Origin of the sequence: Pseudomonas sp. ICBG1301 (genome assembly GCF_016918385.1) — a bacterium.
In the GTDB taxonomy this organism is placed as follows: domain Bacteria; phylum Pseudomonadota; class Gammaproteobacteria; order Pseudomonadales; family Pseudomonadaceae; genus Aquipseudomonas; species Aquipseudomonas palleroniana.
Genome location: NZ_JAEKGB010000014.1, coordinates 1 through 19,295 on the forward strand (window position 1 = coordinate 1; position 19,295 = coordinate 19,295).

General features: G+C 60.8%; 18 protein-coding genes. 7 read left to right on the plus strand and 11 right to left on the minus strand.

Annotated elements, in window-relative coordinates; genetic code table 11:
• Positions 1-218: 218 nt before the first annotated feature.
• The 3 genes from choV to JBE38_RS24945 form a co-directional block, all read right to left on the minus strand.
• Positions 219-1,397: a choline ABC transporter ATP-binding protein gene (choV, locus tag JBE38_RS24935; protein WP_104994887.1), complete on the minus strand. Its 1,179-nt coding sequence runs from the start codon at positions 1,395-1,397 to the stop codon at positions 219-221.
• Positions 1,394-2,239: a choline ABC transporter permease subunit gene (gene choW, locus JBE38_RS24940; RefSeq protein ID WP_017139374.1), complete on the minus strand. Its 846-nt coding sequence runs from the start codon at positions 2,237-2,239 to the stop codon at positions 1,394-1,396. The genes choV and choW overlap by 4 nt, the downstream gene beginning before the upstream one ends.
• 69 nt (positions 2,240-2,308) lie before the next feature.
• A complete protein-coding gene (locus JBE38_RS24945) occupies positions 2,309-3,256 on the minus strand; it encodes a choline ABC transporter substrate-binding protein (protein ID WP_060753384.1) in 948 nt (315 codons plus the stop codon).
• A 415-nt stretch (positions 3,257-3,671) separates the two neighbouring features.
• On the opposite strand from JBE38_RS24945, the gene JBE38_RS24950 reads away from it, so the two are divergent.
• Both JBE38_RS24950 and gbdR read left to right on the plus strand, forming a co-directional pair.
• Complete coding sequence (locus JBE38_RS24950; protein WP_060753383.1) at positions 3,672-5,048, plus strand: L-serine ammonia-lyase; 1,377 nt, start codon at positions 3,672-3,674, stop codon at positions 5,046-5,048.
• A gap of 457 nt (positions 5,049-5,505) precedes the next feature.
• A complete protein-coding gene (gbdR, locus tag JBE38_RS24955; protein ID WP_060753382.1) occupies positions 5,506-6,609 on the plus strand; it encodes a choline metabolism transcriptional regulator GbdR in 1,104 nt (367 codons plus the stop codon).
• A gap of 128 nt (positions 6,610-6,737) precedes the next feature.
• On the opposite strand, the gene JBE38_RS24960 is transcribed toward gbdR, so the two are convergent.
• The 6 genes from JBE38_RS24960 to JBE38_RS24985 all read right to left on the minus strand — a co-directional run bounded on the left by JBE38_RS24960 (position 6,738) and on the right by JBE38_RS24985 (position 12,053).
• A complete protein-coding gene (locus tag JBE38_RS24960; protein WP_060753381.1) occupies positions 6,738-7,001 on the minus strand; it encodes a hypothetical protein in 264 nt (87 codons plus the stop codon).
• Positions 7,002-7,377: 376 nt separating this feature from the next.
• Entirely contained in the window at positions 7,378-8,538 is a 1,161-nt protein-coding gene (locus JBE38_RS24965) for a gamma-butyrobetaine dioxygenase (protein WP_090368324.1), read from the minus strand.
• 9 nt (positions 8,539-8,547) lie between these two features.
• Complete coding sequence (locus JBE38_RS24970; RefSeq protein WP_126870814.1) at positions 8,548-9,027, minus strand: thioesterase family protein; 480 nt, start codon at positions 9,025-9,027, stop codon at positions 8,548-8,550.
• Between the two features lie 14 nt (positions 9,028-9,041).
• On the minus strand, positions 9,042-10,007 hold the full coding sequence (locus tag JBE38_RS24975; RefSeq protein ID WP_090368329.1) for an L-carnitine dehydrogenase: 966 nt from the start codon (positions 10,005-10,007) through the stop codon (positions 9,042-9,044).
• Between the two features lie 126 nt (positions 10,008-10,133).
• Positions 10,134-11,021 (minus strand): 3-keto-5-aminohexanoate cleavage protein, encoded by an 888-nt coding sequence (locus tag JBE38_RS24980; protein WP_060753377.1) that lies wholly within the window; start codon positions 11,019-11,021, stop codon positions 10,134-10,136.
• An 87-nt stretch (positions 11,022-11,108) separates the two neighbouring features.
• The gene (locus tag JBE38_RS24985) at positions 11,109-12,053 is read right to left on the minus strand and encodes a choline ABC transporter substrate-binding protein (protein ID WP_060753376.1); all 945 of its coding nucleotides are present in this window, start codon (positions 12,051-12,053) and stop codon (positions 11,109-11,111) included.
• A 194-nt stretch (positions 12,054-12,247) separates the two neighbouring features.
• Here JBE38_RS24985 and JBE38_RS24990 point away from each other — a divergent pair, with 194 nt between their 5' ends.
• Positions 12,248-13,192: a GlxA family transcriptional regulator gene (locus tag JBE38_RS24990; RefSeq protein WP_060753676.1), complete on the plus strand. Its 945-nt coding sequence runs from the start codon at positions 12,248-12,250 to the stop codon at positions 13,190-13,192.
• A 68-nt stretch (positions 13,193-13,260) separates the two neighbouring features.
• Positions 13,261-14,439: a hypothetical protein gene (locus JBE38_RS24995; RefSeq protein ID WP_198762675.1), complete on the plus strand. Its 1,179-nt coding sequence runs from the start codon at positions 13,261-13,263 to the stop codon at positions 14,437-14,439.
• A 111-nt stretch (positions 14,440-14,550) separates the two neighbouring features.
• Here the strand turns inward: JBE38_RS24995 and JBE38_RS25000 are convergent, their stop codons facing one another.
• Complete coding sequence (locus JBE38_RS25000) at positions 14,551-14,967, minus strand: DUF3010 family protein (protein ID WP_205345382.1); 417 nt, start codon at positions 14,965-14,967, stop codon at positions 14,551-14,553.
• Positions 14,968-15,006: 39 nt separating this feature from the next.
• Positions 15,007-15,408, minus strand: coding sequence for a lysozyme inhibitor LprI family protein (locus JBE38_RS25005; RefSeq protein WP_090368335.1), 402 nt, complete (start codon positions 15,406-15,408; stop codon positions 15,007-15,009).
• A 218-nt stretch (positions 15,409-15,626) separates the two neighbouring features.
• Between JBE38_RS25005 and JBE38_RS25010 the strand changes: the two genes are divergently transcribed.
• The 3 genes from JBE38_RS25010 to dgcA all read left to right on the plus strand — a co-directional run bounded on the left by JBE38_RS25010 (position 15,627) and on the right by dgcA (position 19,286).
• Positions 15,627-16,604, plus strand: coding sequence for a dipeptidase (locus JBE38_RS25010; protein ID WP_060753372.1), 978 nt, complete (start codon positions 15,627-15,629; stop codon positions 16,602-16,604).
• A gap of 75 nt (positions 16,605-16,679) precedes the next feature.
• Positions 16,680-17,210: a DUF5943 domain-containing protein gene (locus JBE38_RS25015; protein ID WP_027606002.1), complete on the plus strand. Its 531-nt coding sequence runs from the start codon at positions 16,680-16,682 to the stop codon at positions 17,208-17,210.
• 15 nt (positions 17,211-17,225) lie between these two features.
• Positions 17,226-19,286, plus strand: coding sequence for a dimethylglycine demethylation protein DgcA (dgcA, locus tag JBE38_RS25020; RefSeq protein ID WP_205345383.1), 2,061 nt, complete (start codon positions 17,226-17,228; stop codon positions 19,284-19,286).
• Positions 19,287-19,295: the final 9 nt, after the last annotated feature.

The window sequence follows — 19,295 nt, forward strand, 5'->3', positions numbered from 1 at the left end:
CTGATGGGCTTCACCCAGGAGCAGATCACCCGGGATGTGCTCGACCAGTTTGAAAGCCATCGGCAACTCCTTGGCCGTGTCTACAGCTAGCCGCTGAATGCTCGTTCCCACGCTCCGCGTGGGAATGTAGCCATGGACGCTCCGCGTCTGCTCTTGAAGGCGTGACGCGGAGCGTCACCGGATGCATTCCCACGCAGAGCGTGGGAACGATCATGCTGCTAGCCCAGGTTTTTGCCCAGGAGGGCGTGGTAGAGCTCACTGTCGCCCAGAATCCCCACCACCTGGTTGTTGTCATGCAACACCAGTTTGTTGCCGGTCTGATAGCGAATCTGCAGCGCATCACGCATGCCGATGTTCGAATCCACCAGTGTCGGCACCCGCGCCAGACCTTCCACTGCTTGCCCCGGCGCCCAGTTCTGCAGGTTCATGGCCACGCCATTCTGACGTGCGCCCTTGATGGTGTTGCCTTCGGCCAGGTCCAGCCAGGAATCACCGCCCGGGTCCAGGCACACTGAACCGTTGATACGCTTGCAGTTATCCAGAGTGCGCATCAGGCTGCGGCCGCACAGTACGTTCAGCGGGTTGGTATGGGCGACGAATGTGCGCACATAGTCATCCGCCGGGTTCAGCACGATCTCTTCCGGCACGCTGTACTGGATGATCTTGCCGTCCTTCATGATTGCGATACGGCTGCCCAGCTTGAGCGCCTCGTCCAGGTCGTGGCTGACGAACACGATGGTCTTGCTCAGCTTGCGTTGCAGTTCCAGCAGTTCATCCTGCAGCCCCTGGCGAATCAACGGGTCGAGGGCGGAGAACGGTTCGTCCATCAGCAGGATGTCGGCGTCCATGGCCAGTGCGCGGGCCAGGCCGACGCGTTGCTGCATGCCACCGGACAGCTCGTCAGGCTTCTTGTTGCGCCATTGGCTCAGGCCCACCAGTTCGAGCTTGTCGTCGACCAGCTTGCGGCGGTCTTTTTCCGGGCGACCCTGCATCTCAAGGCCGAAGCTGATGTTCTCGCGCACCGTCAGCCAGGGCATCAGCGCGAACTTCTGGAACACCATGGCGATGCGCTTGGTGCGCATCATTTTCAGCTCGGCAGGCGTGCAGGAAGCGATATCGATCTGGCGCCCTTCATGTTCCACAAACAGTTGGCCACGGCTGACGGTGTTGAGGCCATTGATGCAGCGCAGCAAGCTCGACTTACCTGAGCCCGACAGGCCCATCAGTACGCAGATCTCGCCTTTCTCGATGTCCAGGCTGGCTTTTTCAACGCCGACAATCTGCCCGGTCTTTTTCAGGATCTCGTTACGGCTCATGCCCTGGTCCAGCAGCTTGAGCGCTTCGCGTGGGTCTTTGGAGAAGATCACGTCGACATTGTCGAATCGGATAATGCTCATGCATCACCCCCTACTTTAGCGTCGGGTTGTTTGCAGATGCGGTCGAGCATGATGGCCAGCAATACGATCGCCAGGCCCGCTTCAAAGCCCAGGGCGATGTCGGCGGTATTCAGCGCGTTGACCACCGGCTTGCCGAGGCCGTCGGCGCCTACCAGGGCCGCGATCACCACCATCGACAGCGACAGCATGATGCATTGGGTAATGCCGGCGGCAATGCTCGGCATGGCGTGGGGCAGTTCAATGCGTGAGAGCAACTGACGGCGCGAGCAGCCAAAGGCCTTGCCTGCGTCCATCAACTCTTGCGGTACATCGCGGATACCCAGGTAGGTCAGGCGGATAGGCGCGGCAATCGCGAACACCACCGTGGAGATCAAACCGGGCACCACACCCAGCCCGAAGAGGGTCAGGGTCGGGATGAGGTAGACGAAGGTCGGCACGGTCTGCATCAGATCGAGTACCGGCCGCATCATGGTGTAGAACAGCGGCTTGTGCGCGGCAACAATGCCCAGCGGCACGCCGATGACCACGCAGACCAGGGTGGCGAACAACACCTGCGCGAGGGTTTCCATGGTTTCCTGCCAGTACCCCAGGTTGAGGATCAGCAGGAAGGAGGCGATGACAAAAACGGTCAGGCCCCATTTGCGTTGAATAAAGTGAGCGAGTAGCGCAATCAGACCGATCAATGCCAGCGGATTGAACCAGGTCAGCGCAAACGTCACGCCGTGGATCATCGTTTCCAGTGTCGATGCGATTGCGTCGAAATAGTTGGCGCCATGCTTGGTCAACCATTCGACGAAGGCAGCGATGTACTGGCCTAGTGGGATTTTCTGTTCAGTCAGCATGGTAGTGAATGTCCACATGCGAAGGGGAAAACATCCCGGGCCAGCGCACCGGCCCGGGGTCAGCGGTGACTACTTGGCGAGATAAGCTTTTACGGCCTCCAGGCCTGGTTTGCCGTCCACGGTGGTTACGCCGGCAAGCCAGGTTTCAAGCACTTGCGGGTTCTTCTGCAGCCAGGCTTTCGCCGCGGCGTCGGGCTTCATTTTGTCGTCCAGGACGTTGCCCATCAGCGAGCTTTCCATGTTCAGCGTGAACGACAGGTTCTTCAGCAACTGACCCACGTTGCTGCATTCCTGGGTGTAGCCCTTGCGGGTGTTGGTATAGATAGTGGCCTGGCCGTAGTTGGGGCCGAATGAGTCATCACCCCCGGTCAGGTACTTGATCTTGAAGCGGGTGTTCATCGGGTGGGGTTCCCAGCCGAGGAACACGATGGGCTGGCCGCGCTTGGTGGCGCGTTCAACCTGGGAAAGCATCCCGGCTTCGCTGGACTCCACGACCTTGAAGCCCGCGTCTTTCAAACCAAACTGGTTCTTGTCGATCAGGGTCTGAATGGTGCGGTTGCCGTCGTTGCCCGGTTCGATGCCGTAGATCTTGCCACCCAGCTCATCCTTGAATTTGGCGATGTCGGCGAAGTCTTTCAGGCCCTTGTTGTACAGCTCTTCGGGCACGGCGAGGGTGTACTTGGCGTTTTCCAGGTTGGCACGTACGGTTTCCACGGTGCCGGCATCACGGTACTGCTTGATGTCGTTTTCCATGGTCGGCATCCAGTTGCCGAGGAAGACGTCCATGTTCTTGCCGTCAGCCAGGGACTTGTAGGTCACTGGTACCGAAATCATCGTGGTGCGCGGCTTGTAGCCCAGGCCCTTGAGGATTTCGCTGGTGGTCGCGGTCGTGACGGTGATGTCGGTCCAGCCGACATCGGAGAAGTTGACGGTCTGACATTGTGCCGGTTCTGCAGCGTGCGCCAGGACTGGCAGACTCAGCATGGCGGCCAACAACAACGAGGGTGAAGCTTTCATGGGGCTAGACTCCTGTGTTTTTTCTGACGGCATTCGCCGCGCTTTATAAGGGTTGCGGTTGGAGCGTGCTTTGAGGCGGCGCCACGGGGCCTTGCAAACGAGTCGAGACTGATCATGTACCAGTGAAAATCTGACGCCTACAGGGCGCGTCGTATCCAGTACAGGGAGGGTCGTATCCAGTGTCGGTGACGTCGCTTACAGATTTTTTAAGCCTCAAATCCAGGGTTTCCAGCGATCTGCACCGCAAAAAACGGCCAAAATGGCCCGTTGCCCGGGGGCGACGCTGGTGAGCATGGGTACGTCGGTGTGAGACGCCGTGGGCGGCAAAAAAAGCTTGATGATGCCGCCATTCAGGCGACTTGAGCGTAGCAGCTCCTGGTCGCCCGGCCTGTGCTCATAAAGAGGTTCCACGGCAATGGCTATCAGCGTTTTCGACTTGTTCAAGATCGGCATCGGGCCTTCGAGTTCGCACACCGTCGGCCCCATGCGCGCCGCGGCGTTGTTTGTTCAAGCACTGCGTGAGCGTGACCTGCTGGAGCAGGTGCGGCGCGTCGAGGTTCAACTATACGGTTCATTGTCGGCCACCGGTATCGGCCACGGCAGCGACACCGCCACCATCATGGGGTTGATGGGCGAATGGCCTGATGCAATCGACCCGTCGCAAATCGGTGTGCGCATCCATACCCTGCGCGAAACCGACACCCTGTTGCTCGACGGACGCCTGCCGGTGCCTTTCATCTGGGCTCGCGATATGCGCCTGCTCGACGAAAACCTGCCGTTCCATCCCAACGCCATGACGTTGGTGGTGTTCGGCGATGACGGTGAGCTGTACCGAGACACCTACTATTCGGTCGGTGGCGGTTTTGTGGTGGACGAAGCCCAGGCGCAAAGCGGTGTCGCCGACATGGACCGCACCGAACTGCCGTATGATTTTTCCAGCGCGGTGGAGCTGTTGCAGTTGTGCAAGAGCCATAACTTGCGTGTGGCCGAGTTGATGATGGCCAATGAAAGGGTCTGGCGCTCCGAAGAAGAAATCCGCAGTGGCCTGATGAAGCTTTGGCGTGCCATGCAAGACTGCGTGGAGCAGGGCCTCAAGCACGAAGGTATCTTGCCCGGCGGCCTCAACGTGCGCCGCCGCGCTGCCAAGTTGCACCGCAGTTTGCAGGAGCTGAACAAGCCCAATGTGATCGGCTCGACCTTGAGCGCCATGGAGTGGGTCAACCTGTTCGCCCTGGCGGTCAACGAAGAAAACGCCGCCGGTGGGCGCATGGTCACCGCACCCACCAACGGCGCGGCAGGGATCATCCCGGCGGTGCTGCACTATTTTATGAAGTTCAGCGAAGACGTCACCGAAGCCAACGTGGTCGACTATTTGCTCGGCGCGGCGGCGGTAGGGATTCTGTGTAAAAAGAACGCATCGATCTCCGGTGCCGAAGTCGGCTGCCAGGGCGAAGTCGGCTCGGCCTGTGCGATGGCCGCCGCCGGGTTGGCCGAAATCCTGGGCGCCACGCCGGAACAGTTATGCAACGCGGCCGAAATTGGCCTGGAACATAACCTCGGCCTGACCTGCGACCCGGTGGGCGGGCTGGTCCAGGTGCCGTGCATCGAGCGCAATGCGATTGCGGCGGTGAAGGCGATCAATGCGGCACAAATGGCGCTGCGCGGGGATGGCCAGCACTTTATCTCCCTTGATCGGGTGATCCGCACCATGCGCGACACCGGCGCAGATATGCATGACAAGTACAAAGAAACATCGCGGGGTGGGTTGGCGGTCAGCGCGGTTGAGTGCTGAGACCGTGTCGCCTGTATCGGGGGCTTGCCCCCGATAGCAATCACCCAGGCGCCACTGCTCATAAAGTGAACACCCGGACCAAAAGCGCCACCTTTTAGAGCGTCGCAAATAGATAAGTAGCTTGCGAACGATTTGCCGCTTGACCACTGGTCATCCGTGCTTGCGGTGACAGACTTTCCCTACGCCCCCAAAGCGCCTTCCCACAAGTGCTACCGTTCTGCTCACAGCCCTTGAGTAGGGCCGTTCCTACGTCTATTTCAGGTCATATCCCACGCATACCGCGCGGGCTTATATAGACGCGTCATCAGGTCGTTTTCAGGAGTTATTGAATGGCCATTCAATTTTAGGCACGGCATTTGCTCTACCCATTCAAAGCCTCTCGCCTTGCCGGATGAAGAGCGCAATAACAAGAGCCTCGCCTGAGGCCATCACCCGCTTTGTGTGAGGAGATACTGCGATGACGTCGTTCAACTCCGGGGCTCAACCCCAGAACCGTGCGCCTCAATCCATCGGCTTTTTGCTGCTGGACAATTTCACGCTGATTTCCCTGGCTTCAGCAGTGGAACCACTGCGTATGGCCAACCAGCTGTCCGGCCGCGAGCTGTATCGCTGGACGACCCTGAGTGTCGACGGAAACCAGGTGTGGGCCAGCGACGGTCTGCAAATCACCCCTGACGCCGCCATGCACAAAGCCCCGGCCCTGGACACGGTGATCGTGTGCGGTGGCGTGGGTATCCAGCGTACCGTGACTCGTGAGCACGTGTCTTGGCTGCAGAGCCAGGCGCGCCAGTCCCGTCGCCTCGGCGCGGTTTGCACCGGAAGTTGGGCACTGGCCTGCGCCGGTCTGCTCGACGGTTTCGATTGCAGCGTGCACTGGGAATGCCTGGCGTCGATGCAGGAAGCCTTCCCTCGCGTGTCGATGAGCACCCGGTTGTTCACCCTCGACCGTAACCGCTTCACCAGCTCCGGCGGCACCGCACCGCTGGACATGATGCTGCACCTGATCAGCCGCGATCACGGCCGTGAGTTGTCGGCCGCGATCTCCGAAATGTTTGTGTATGAACGCATCCGCAACGAACAGGACCACCAGCGTGTGCCGCTCAAGCACATGCTCGGCACCAACCAGCCGAAGCTGCAGGAAATCGTCGCGCTGATGGAGGCCAACCTCGAGGAGCCGATCGACCTGGATGAACTGGCGGTGTACGTGGCCGTATCGCGTCGCCAGCTGGAGCGCCTGTTCCAGAAATACCTGCACTGCTCGCCGTCGCGCTACTACCTCAAGCTGCGCCTGATCCGTGCGCGACAGCTGCTCAAGCAAACGCCGATGTCGATCATCGAAGTGGCGTCGGTGTGCGGGTTCGTCTCCACGCCGCACTTCTCCAAGTGCTATCGCGAATACTTCGGCATTCCGCCACGGGATGAGCGTGTGGGCTCCAACACCACCCAGCAGGTGGCGATGATGCCGATTCCGCAGGCGCTGGTATTGTCACCGTTGTCGGGGCCGATGTCGGCGTTGAGCCAGGCTCGGAATGAGTCGACTTTTGCCAGTGTAAGGCTCTAGTCCGAGGTGCTGCTATCGGGAGCAAGCCCCCTCCCACATTTGACCGCATTCACACATTTGGATGTGTAAACACAGTCAGTGTGGGAGGGGCGGTGCGACGATTCGACTTGCTCCCGATCAGCGGCGCCTCAGGCGCCGGAGTTCTGCTTGAACTGCATCAGAGCCGGTAACAGCTGCTTGTCGATCGCCTGGCGAACGGCCGGCAGAATCGTCGCGCTGCCGGTGTACATCTGCTCCACCATGCCCTTGAGTGCCTTGGCCCGCGCCGGGCTCAAGCCGCGTACTGCGCACTCGCAGGCCTGCTCGGCGGTGGCACCGCTGGACACTTCAAAACCCAGCGAGCGCAGGTGGCCCAGCAGGTCATCCTGGTCAATCAAATCCGCGTGCATCATGACATTCATCCTGGTGTAGAGAGCGGGGGTCGATTGGGATTCTGGTAGGCCAATGACCGGTCGGCAAGGGCAGAATCCACGAATGACTCAGATGGCTATGGACAGGTCGTTTTCGGGCCATTTGCTGATGGAAGGAATAGGCACACTGGGCACCAGGCACACACCTTGAAGGTTTGGTCACCCTCGGGATGTCACGCTCACACCAAGCGCTCTGCCCCGATCCAGTCACGGCTGGACCGGGGCTTTTTTGTCTGGAATCTGGAGTGACCGCACTGGCCTCTTCGCGAGCAAGCCCGCTCCCACACTTGATTGCATTCCAAAGGCGGAACTCGGTCAAATGTGGGAGCGGGCTTGCTCGCGAAGGCCGCGCTGCGGTCTATCGCTGCAACACCAGAATCCTGGAGAGCAACTCATCCCGGTCGATGTAGCACCCCTGGAAATGCCGCGCTCCGGACCCAGGGTCAAAAGCATTGCGCGCATGCAGGGTGCGGCGGTTGTCGAAGCACCACAGCTCCCCCGGATTCAGGCGCTTTACCAGGCGAAAACGCGCCTCGCGCGTCATGCCGATAAAGCGTCGATACGCACGATACAGCAACGGCATCCGGGCAACGCTGGTCTCGAACGGGCCACGCAAAAAGTTGGCCATGCGGATCTCCGCCACATCACCCATGGCATCCAGTGCAATGATCGGCGCCAGGCGGCGATAGTCGCTGTGACGGTCCTTGTTGCGAAACTCCACCGGGATTTCACACAGTGCCTGGAACGCTTCGGGATCCTCCTGACGCAAGGCGCTGGCGATGGCGAACCCATCGACAAAAATGCTCTCGCCGCCGTTGGCATCGTTCACCAGGCAATGCAGCAATTGCAGCCCCGGTTGCAGCTCCCGCGTAGGCAAATCGCTGTGCAGCGGCAGGTTGAAAGCCGTGTAGGCATTGCTGTCGGCATCGGCTTTGGATTGCACGTTGAACAGCACGCCAAAGTTACTCTCGCGGATAAACGCAATACGCCTGGCGACCAGCGCGAGGGAGCCGGGCTCGGTGGGGACGCCGCGGATTTGGGTGAGGCCGCCATCGCGCAGGGCCAGCAGCCATTGCAGCAGCGCGTTGGCGTCCTCCATGACTGCCGAATAGTCGAAAACCGGTAACTGCAACTGACTGTCCCATAGCCGGGGCTTGGGTTTTGCCGCACGCCGTTCAGCACGGGATTCATCGTCATAGGCGTGAGCCCGCAGCCAGCCGGGATCGTACCGGCTGCGGTGGCCGCCGCTCCATTCCACGCTCAGGTTGCCTTGATCGATGCGCGCAAAGGTCGCACTGAGGTCGGCATCCACATCGACGATCTCAAGCACCTGCTCGCGGGTCACGCTGTACACGCATTCCGGGCACGGGCAGTTGTCCCGCAGCCACTGATGATGAAACGGGCTGACCCGCCCATCGGCCCACTGCACAAGGAGCTGATCGGCCTGCACCTGCACCTGCGCGAGGTCGCAGATCTTCGGGTAAGTACGGAAATCGGCAACAGCGGCGGCGGTTTGCATGGCGGCTCCTTATGGTTTCTTGGGTGGCAATCCAATCACTCGGCCGAGCAGGGCAGGGCGCGGCAGGTCGGCCTGTTCGGCCAGGATGGCGGCGAGTTTTTCCAGCGTGGCCTCAGTGAACGGTGTCGAACTCGGCCCCGCCAGATCGACGTGCAACAGCATCTGTTCGTTGCCCGCCAGCTCCTTCGCATCGCCCACCCCATGCAGGCTGTGATAGAGGTGCAGGCGCTTGGCGTCATGCGCGATCAGTTGGGTGTGCACTTGCACCTGCGCACCGAGTTTCACTTCGTGCAGGTAGTTCAGGTGCAGCTCCAGGGTGAACAGCGAATGGCCGCTGGCTTCGCGGTTTTCGCAGGTCAAGCCCAGGGTGTCCATCAGCGCGTCGGTGGCGTAGCTGAAGATCAGCAGGTAGAACGCGTCGCGCAGGTGGCCGTTGTAGTCCACCCAGTCGGGGTGGACCTGGGTGGTGTAGGTGGTCAGTGCGGGCATGTCAGGGTTTCCCGTTATTCGGCGAAAGTCATGCCGTGCTTGGCTTTGGTGGTTTTCACCGCTTCCAGCACCGCCAGCAGGCAGTCATCACGATAGCGCTCCAGCGCCGAAATGCTGTGTTTGCCCAGTTGATCGCTGGTGCCATCGACCACGTCGTCGATCAGCTTGTCGGTCAGTTCCGGCGCCGGCAGGTAGGTCCACGGCAATTGCAGCGCCGGGCCGAACTGCGCCATGAAATGCCGCATCCCGGCATCGCCGCCCGCCAAGGTGTAGGTGAGGAAGGTGCCCATGAACGACCAGCGCAGGCCTGCGCCAAAGCGGATGGCGTCGTCGATCTCGCCGGTGGTGGCCACGCCGTCATTGACCAGGTGCAGTGCCTCACGCCACAACGCTTCGAGCAGGCGGTCGGCGATAAACCCGGGGACTTCCTTGCGCACGTGCAAGGGGCGCATGCCGAGGGACTCATACACCGTGATGGCCGCTTGAATCGCTTGCGGCGCGGTGTTCTTGCCGCCAACGACTTCCACCAGCGGCAACAGGTAAACCGGGTTGAACGGGTGACCGACCACGCACCGCTCAGGGTGGGTCGAGCCCTCGTAGAACTCACTTGGCAACAGGCCGGACGTGCTCGAACCAATCAACGCATTCGGCTTGGCCGCCGCGCTGATCTTGCTGTGCAACTCCAGCTTCAATTCCAGCCGTTCCGGCGCGCTTTCCTGGATGAAGTCGGCGTCTTTAACGCACTCTTCAATGGTGGCAACAAAGCGCAGGCGGTCCTGCGACGCACCCGGTGCCAGGCCCTGTTTCTCCAGGGCGCCCCAGGCATTGGCGACGCGCTTGCGCAGGGCGGCTTCGGCCCCGGGCGCCGGGTCCCAGGCGACCACATCCAGGCCGTGGGCGAGGGCGCGGGACACCCAGCCGCTGCCGATGACGCCACTGCCGAGGGCGGCGAAGGTTTTGATTTCAGTGATAAAGCTCATGGCAAATTCCTAAAGAGTTCGGTGATTCATGTGGGAGGGGGCTTGCTCCCGATGGCGGTAAGTCAGTCAACGAACCCGGCAACAGATCCACCACCATCGGGAGCAAGCCCCCTCCCACAAGTTTGATTAATGGCGTTTGGCAAGGCCCATTTTTGCCCGACCTTCGGCCGGGGTCAGAACCCGTGCGCCCAGGCGGCTGAGGATTTCACCGGCGCGCTCCACCAGTTGGCCGTTGGTGGCGAGCACGCCTTTGTCCAGCCACAGGTTGTCTTCCAGGCCGACCCGTACGTTGCCGCCCAGCAGCACCGCTTGCGCCGCCATTGGCATTTGCATGCGGCCGATGCCGAAGCCGGCCCACACCGCATCAGCGGGCAGGTTGTCGACCATGGCTTTCATGGTGGTGGTATCGGCCGGTGCGCCCCATGGGATGCCCAGGCACAGTTGAAACAGCGGGTTGTCGAGCAGGCCCTCTTTAATCATCTGCTTGGCGAACCACAGGTGGCCGGTGTCGAAGATTTCCAGTTCGGCCTTGACGCCCAGCTCCTGGATGCGTTTGGCGCCTGCACGCAGTTGCGCCGGAGTGGACACGTAAATAGTGTCGCCATCGCCGAAGTTCAGGGTGCCGCAGTCCAGGGTGCAGATTTCCGGCAGCAGCTCTTCCACGTGGGCCAGGCGGGTCAGCGGGCCGACCAGGTCAGTGTTGGGGCCGAAGTCCATCGGGCTTTCGCCGCCGCCGATTTCCAGGTCGCCGCCCATGCCGGCGGTGAGGTTGACGATAATGTCGATGTCGGCCTCACGGATCCGCTCCATCACTTCGCGGTACAGGGCAACGTCGCGGCTGAACTTGCCGGTTTGCGGGTCACGCACGTGGCAGTGCACCACGGTCGCGCCGGCCTTGGCGGCTTCAACGGCTGCGGCGGCGATTTGTTTGGGGGTGACCGGCACGTGCGGGCTTTTGGCGGTCGTGTCGCCAGCACCGGTGAGTGCGCAGGTGATGATGACGTCGTGGTTCATGAGGCGGTTCCTTACAGGCGTGATTTCAAGGGCGTGGCGATGCCGCTCGCGGTCGGAAGTGACCGCGAAACGGTGTTCGAAACAGATTTACTTACTGGTCAATTGCAGGTTCGCCGCCGCCGGCTTGCCGTCGAAGGTGGTGACACCTTCCAGCCAGCGCGCCTGGTCTTGCGGGTGGTCCTTGAGCCACTGCTTGGCGGACTCGATGGGGTCCTTGTGATCCAGCAACGGCTGCATCATTCGGCTCTCATCGGCGGCGGTGAAGGTCAGGTTGGTCAGCAGCTTGTGAACGTTGGGGCACTGTTGGGCGTAGTTGGGTGAAGTCACGCTCCACACCGTGGCCATGCCTTCGTTCGGGCCGAGGGCGTCGTCGCTGCCGGTGAGGTAGGTCATGGCGACGTTGACGTTCATCGGGTGCGGCGCCCAGCCGAAGAACACCACAGCCTCCTTGCGGCGTACCGCCCGGTCGACGGCGGCGAGCATGCCGGCCTCGCTGGATTCCACCAGCTGGAATTTACCCAGGCCGAACTGGTTCTTGGCAATCATGGCTTTGATCTGGGTATTGGCCCCCGAGCCTGGCTCGATGCCGTAGATCTTGCCGCCCAGCTCTTTCTCGAACTTGGCGATGTCGGCGAAGGTTTTCAGGCCCTTGTCCGCCAGGTAAGTCGGTACGGCGAGGGTGGCGCGGGCATCTTCCAGGCTGGGCTTTTCGAGCACCTTGACTTGCTTGGCGTCGACGAATGGGGTGATGGTCTGGGTCATCAGCGGGTTCCAGTACCCCAGGAACAGGTCCAGGCGCTGGTCGCGGATACCGGCGAAGATGATTTGCTGGGAGGCGCTGGTTTGTTTGGTCTTGTAGCCGAGGCCGTCGAGCAGCACTTGGGTCATGGCGCTGGTGGCGATTACGTCGGTCCAGTTCACCACGCCCATGCGCACGTTCTGGCAAGACGCCGCGTCGGCAGCCAGTACGTTCGTGCTCAAGATGGCGCTGGCGCTGAGTGCAAGCACACAGCGGCTGATCAGTCGGTTCATGGTGGATCCCTCGGCAGGTCGTTATTGTGGGGTTCCGGCGTCTTTGTGCGCCGTGAGGCCAAGTTACGCAAGCCAGGGGGCGGCAAAGCGCACGGCGGCGACCAGCTCTTGCACTGCAGCGACCTGCCCCCTTGAATCCGTGCATGAACGGGAGTATCACAGTGCCACGCTGCCCGTATGACGAGTGCGCCACCATGTCCCAGGATTTCTACTTTTTGCTGATGCCGGGTTTCTCGGCCATTGGCTTTATCTCCGCGCTGGAACCGCTGCGGGTGGCCAACCGCTTTCGGGGCGAGCTGTACCGCTGGCACGTATTGAGTGCCGATGGCGGAGCGGTGTTGGCCAGCAATGGCATGTCGGTGAATGCCGACGCCGCGCTGGAACCCCTGAAAAAAGGCGCGACGTTGCTGGTGGTCGCCGGCTTTGAACCGTTGCAGTTCGCCACGCCGGCACTGGAGCACTGGCTGCGCCGTCTCGACCACGACGGCGTGACGCTGGGGGCCATCGACACCGGGGCCTGCGTGCTTGCTGAAGCAGGCTTGCTCGACGGCTACCGCCTGACCCTGCACTGGGAGGCCATCGACGCTTTCAAGGAATCGTATCCACACTTGAGCGTGACCCAGGAACTGTTCGAGATCGACCGGCGCCGCATTACCTGCGCCGGAGGCACGGCCTCCATCGACCTGATGCTCGACCTGATCGCCCAGGCCCACGGCCCTGACCTGGCGATCCAGGTGTCCGAACAGTTCGTGCTCGGCCGTATCCGCCCACGCAAAGACCACCAGCGCATGCAGATCGCCACGCGTTATGGCATCAACAACAAGAAGTTGGTGCACGTGATCGGCGAGATGGAACAACACACGGAACCGCCGCTGAGCACCCTGGCCCTGGCCGACGCGATCAAGGTGACCCGGCGGCAGTTGGAGCGGCTGTTTCGCCTGCACTTGAATGATACGCCGAGCAATTTCTACCTCGGCCTACGCCTGGAAAAGGCCCGGCAACTGTTGCGCCAGAGCGGTATGAGTGTGTTGGAGGTGAGCATTGCCTGCGGGTTTGAGTCGCCGTCGTATTTCACCCGCAGCTACCGTGCGCGGTTTGCGAAATGTCCACGGGAGGATCGGCGACGGGAGGCGGTTTGACGGGCAATTATAGTTAATTATACTCAAGGCTATAATTTATAGTTGAATCCATAATTGGGTATAAAGGCATGTCCAAGAACAGCGGCTTTGTGTTTCGCCGTCCCGCCCTGGCAAGCAGCATCGCCGACGGATTGGTGGGGGTGGGGATTCAGGACTTCACGTCGGGGCTGTTTCTCGCGGCCCCTCGGCGCACCGGAAAAAGTACGTTCTTGCGCGAAGACCTGATCCCGGAGTGTCAGTTGCGGGGTTGGCTGGCCGTTTACGTCGATCTGTGGGCCGACAAGGAGAAAGACCCTGCGCAGTTGATCGCCAGCGCTATTGCGGCGGCCCTGGCGCCCTACGAAAAAGGCATTCGTAAACTGGCCAAGAACATTGGCATCGAGAAACTGAGCTTTCTGCGTACCCTGTCCTGGGACTTCACCCAGCCACAACTGCCTGCTGGTGCGACGCTGACCCAGGCCCTGGAATTGCTCCACAGCGCCGCAGAAAAACCCGTCGTGCTGGTGATCGACGAGGCGCAGCACGCGCTGACCAGTGAGTCGGGCCTCAATGCGATGTTCGCGTTGAAGGCTGCCCGGGATCAGCTCAACCAGGGCCGTGACGAGGAGGGCAGCGGTTTGCTCCTGGTGTTCACCGGTTCCAACCGCGACAAGCTGGCCCATTTAGTGTTGGGCAAGAGCCAACCGTTTTTCGGGTCGAGCATCACGCCGTTTCCGCTGCTGGGTAAAGAGTTCACCCAGGCATACACCGCACACCTCAACGCGCACCTGGCCCAGACCAACCAATTTAATGCTGCCGATATTGATGAAGCCTTCGAGCTGGTAGGCCGGCGCCCCGAGATGCTGCGCACGATCATCGGTGAAGTGGCACTGGAGCTGGGCGCGGCGAGCAACCTGGGCCAACTGCTGCACAGTCGCGCCGAATTGCTGCGCGCCGGTGTGTGGAGCGAATTTGAAAGCGCCTGGAACGCCCTGACCCTCCCGCAGCGCGCGGTGCTACAGGTGATGGTGGAGCGTTTGCAAAGCAATGAACCCTTTGCACCTTTTACCGACACCACGATTACCGCGGTCAGCAAGGCGTTGGAGGCGATGGGCAGCGATGTGGTGCCGGGCACCCAGACGATTCAGGCCTGCATCGATGCCCTGCGCGACAAGGAACTGGTGTGGAAGTCGAGCCGGGGCGGCTATGCGCTGGAAGACAAAACGTTTGGAGATTGGCTGCAGCACAAGGCCCGTACACCCAACTAAAGACAACGCAGGGTAGATGGGGGAGGGGGCTTGCTCCCGATAGCGGTGGGTCAGCTACAGATGTAGTGACTGACCGTCCGCCATCGGGAGCAAGCCCCTCTCACATGGGGTTTATTTCTTGAGCAGTGCCGCGCACGCCGCCTTGTAGGCTTCATGCTGGTATTTGTTCAGCGTCGCCGGCAGATCGAAAGTGTGCTTCTTGTTCTGCGCATTGAGGGTCTGTGGCGACAGCAGCGTCACCTCGGCCCCGTCCAGCAACTGAATCACCCCTTCGATCTTGAACGTGGTCGGGCCGCCGGCAAATTCACCTTTCTTGCTGCGTTTCTTGATGGCGATGCGCGTGATGGCGTTTTCCCGCACAAAAGCCTGCACCTGGGCGGCGAACGCCTTGACGTTGGCTGCCTCATCATCGTCTTCAAGCGCGATTTTCTTGGTCGCCAAGGGGATGTGGCTCAGCGCCTGATTGTCCAGGGAGGCGACGGCGATGATGGCTTCGCTGCCTTTGATTTCGATGCCGCAGGTCTTCATGAATAGCCTTGTTTAGAGGGAGGTCGCGGGGATTGTCGCCTATTCCTGCCCGATCGACTCCAAAAACTCCGACCGCTCATCACTCATTCGCGCCAGGCAATCATTGTGTTGGATGGCGTAGCCCTTGGTGCCCGCCACTGCCGGGAAAGTGTCCACCGCGCAATCGGCGTCACGCAGCTTTTCCCATTTCTGCTGGGCGTCCTTCAGACGAGCGGTAATGTCGGCGAGCTGCGTCTTGTTGCTGCCATAGGTCGAACCCATGCGTTCCAGAAGGCCCTGGTAGTTATCCTTGAGCAATTGCTCGGCAGTGGTTTTGTTGAAAGTGGCGCATTCCAGGGTTTGTTTGTCGTTTTCGATGCCATCGCACGGCGTGTTGTCGGTGTCTTCAGCCGCGTGGGCGGTGGTTGCGATGAGTGCCAAAGCCAGGAAAATCGATTTCATTGCGCCGTCTCATATCAAGTAATGGCCGAATTCTGGCTCAAGCGTAAGACAAAGAACAGCCACCAGTCAGGCCTGTCTTAACAGCCTTTGTCGCGGATTGACGCTTTCGGCAATTCCCCTGTCGTTTTTGCACCCGGTTCCGTCGGCCCCTGGGCATATGCTGGCCCAAAGCGCCGGCAGACGATTCGGCGCATGAATTGCCAATAAGGGGACGCCTGATGAGCCCAGCCGAATTGCACGCCGACAGCATCGTTATCGACGGGCTGATTATTGCCAAGTGGAATCGCGACCTGTTCGAGGACATGCGCAAAGGCGGCCTCACCGCCGCCAACTGCACCGTGTCGGTGTGGGAAGGCTTCCAGGCCACTATCAATAACATCGTGGCCAGCCAGACCCTGATCCGTGAGAACAGTGACCTGGTGATACCGGTGAAAACCACTGCCGATATCCGTCGTGCCAAAGAGCTGGGTAAGACTGGCATCATCTTCGGCTTCCAGAACGCCCATGCGTTCGAAGACCAGCTTGGCTATGTCGAGATCTTCAAGCAGCTCGGCGTGGGCGTCGTGCAGATGTGCTACAACACCCAGAACCTGGTCGGCACCGGCTGCTACGAGCGCGACGGCGGCCTGTCGGGCTTTGGCCGTGAGATTGTCGGCGAGATGAACCGCGTCGGCATCATGTGCGACCTGTCCCACGTGGGCTCCAAGACCTCCGAAGAAGTCATCCTCGAATCGAAAAAGCCGGTGTGCTACTCCCACTGCCTGCCATCGGGCCTCAAAGAGCACCCGCGCAACAAGTCCGATGAAGAGCTGAAGTTCATCGCCGACCACGGTGGTTTTGTCGGTGTGACCATGTTCGCGCCGTTCCTGGCCAAGGGCATCGATTCGACCATCGACGACTACGCCGAAGCCATCGAGTACACCATGAATATCGTTGGTGAAGACGCCATCGGCATCGGCACCGACTTCACCCAGGGCCATGGCCAGGATTTCTTCGAAATGCTGACCCATGACAAGGGCTACGCCCGCCGCCTGACCAACTTCGGCAAGATCATCAACCCGCTGGGCATCCGCACCGTGGGCGAGTTCCCCAACCTCACCGAGACCCTGCTCAAGCGCGGTCACCCTGAGCGTGTGGTGCGCAAGATCATGGGCGAAAACTGGGTCAACGTTCTCAAGGACGTCTGGGGCGAATAAGTCACCGCCCACGCATTTTTCCCTCGGCCATCCGTGCCGGGGGCATCCAAACGAATTTTCTGGAGTTAAGTTTCCATGGCCAAGATCGCCCCGCAATTGCCAATCGAAGTCGACAGCGAGACCGGTGTCTGGACCTCCGACGCCCTGCCGATGCTGTATGTGCCGCGCCATTTCTTCGTCAACAACCACATGGGTATCGAAGAAGTATTGGGCGCCGAAGCCTATGCCGAGATCCTCTACAAGGCCGGCTACAAATCCGCCTGGCACTGGTGTGAAAAAGAAGCCGAATGCCATGGCCTGGAGGGCGTCGCGGTGTTCGAGCATTACATGAAGCGCCTGTCGCAACGTGGCTGGGGCCTGTTCAAGATCCAGGACATCGACCTCGACAAAGGCACCGCCAGCGTCAAGCTCGAACACTCCGCGTTCGTCTACGTGTATGGCAAGGTCGGACGCAAAGTCGACTACATGTTCACCGGCTGGTTTGCCGGTGCCATGGACCAGATCCTGCAGGCGCGTGGCAGCCAGATTCGCACTGTGGCCGAGCAAGTCTACGGAGGCTCCGAAGAGGGCCACGATGACGGCTTGTTCACCGTCAAGCCGTTGTAAGCCGAGGATCGTGCCATGGCTTTCGAAGCAATGTTCCAGCCGATCCAGATCGGCAAACTGACTATCCGCAACCGCGTGCTCAGTACCGCCCACGCCGAGGTGTATGCCACCGATGGCGGGATGACCACTGACCGCTATGTGAAGTACTACGAAGAGAAAGCCAAGGGCGGTATCGGCCTGGCGATCTGCGGCGGCTCCTCGGTGGTGGCCATCGACAGCCCGCAGGAATGGTGGAGCTCGGTGAACCTGTCCACCGACCGCATCATCCCGCACTTCCAGAACCTGGCCGACGCCATGCACAAGCATGGCGCCAAGATCATGATCCAGATTACCCACATGGGTCGTCGCTCGCGCTGGGACGGCTTCAACTGGCCGACCCTGATGTCGCCGTCCGGCGTGCGTGAGCCGGTGCACCGCGCCACCTGCAAGACCATCGAGCCGGAAGAAATCTGGCGCGTGATCGGCAACTACGCCCAGGCTGCGCGTCGGGCCAAGGCCGGTGGCCTGGACGGGGTAGAACTGTCCGCCGTGCACCAGCACATGATCGACCAGTTCTGGAGCCCACGGGTCAACAAGCGTACTGACGAATGGGGCGGCACCTTCGAAGGCCGCATGAAGTTCGGCCTGGAAGTGTTGAAGGCCGTGCGTGCCGAAGTGGGTGACGACTTCTGCGTGGGCATGCGCCTGTGCGGCGACGAGTTCCACCCGGATGGCTTGTCCCACGAAGACATGAAACAGATCGCCAAGTATTACGACGACACCGGCATGCTCGATTTCATCGGCGTGGTGGGTTCAGGCTGCGACACCCATAACACCCTGGCCAACGTGATCCCTAACATGAGCTACCCGCCGGAGCCGTTTTTGCACCTGGCGGCCGGTATCAAGGAAGTGGTCAAGGTTCCGGTGCTGCACGCGCAGAACATCAAGGACCCGAACCAGGCTACGCGCATTCTGGAAGGCGGCTACGTGGACATGGTCGGCATGACCCGTGCGCACATCGCCGACCCGCACCTGATCGCCAAGATCAAGATGGGCCAGATCGACCAGATCAAGCAGTGCGTGGGTGCCAACTACTGCATCGACCGTCAGTACCAGGGCCTGGACGTGCTGTGCATCCAGAACGCCGCGACTTCCCGTGAATATATGGGCGTGCCGCACATCATCGAGAAGTCCACCGGGCCCAAGCGCAAAGTCGTGGTGGTCGGTGCCGGCCCTGCCGGGATGGAAGCGGCGCGGGTGGCTGCCGAGCGGGGCCACGACGTGACCCTGTTCGAGAAAAAAGAATTCATCGGCGGGCAAATCACCACGGCCTCCAAGGCACCGCAGCGTGACCAGATTGCCGGTATCACCCGCTGGTACCAACTGGAACTGGCGCGCTTGAAAGTCGACCTGCGCCTGGGGGTGGCGGCCGATGCCGATACCCTTCTCGACCTGCGCCCCGATGTGGTGGTGCTGGCGGTGGGCGGGCAGCCGAATGTGGAGCAGAACGAACACTGGGGCGCCGCCGAAGGTTTGGTCGTGAGCAGCTGGGATGTGCTCGACGGCAAAGTCGCACCGGGCAAGAACGTGTTGGTCTACGACACCATCTGCGAGTTCACCGGTATGTCGGTGGCGGATTTCCTTGCGGACAAAGGCAGCCAGGTCGAGATCGTCACCGACGACATCAAGCCGGGCGTGGCCATTGGCGGTACGTCGTTCCCGACCTACTACCGCAGCATGTACCCCAAGGAAGTGATCATGACCGGCGACATGATGCTGGAAAAGGTCTACCGCGAGGGCGACAAGCTGGTGGCGGTGCTGGAGAACGAATACACCGGCGCCAAAGAGGAGCGGGTGGTCGACCAGGTGGTGGTGGAGAACGGCGTGCGTCCGGACGAAGCCATCTACTACTCGCTCAAGGAAGGCTCGCGCAACAAGGGCCAGATCGACGTCGAAGCCTTGTTCGCGATCAAGCCGCAGCCGTGCTTGAGCGAGCCGGGTGAGGGGTACTTGCTGTTCCGCATTGGTGACTGTGTGGCCCAGCGTAATACCCACGCTGCGATCTATGACGCCCTGCGCTTGTGCAAGGATTTCTGACCCGACACC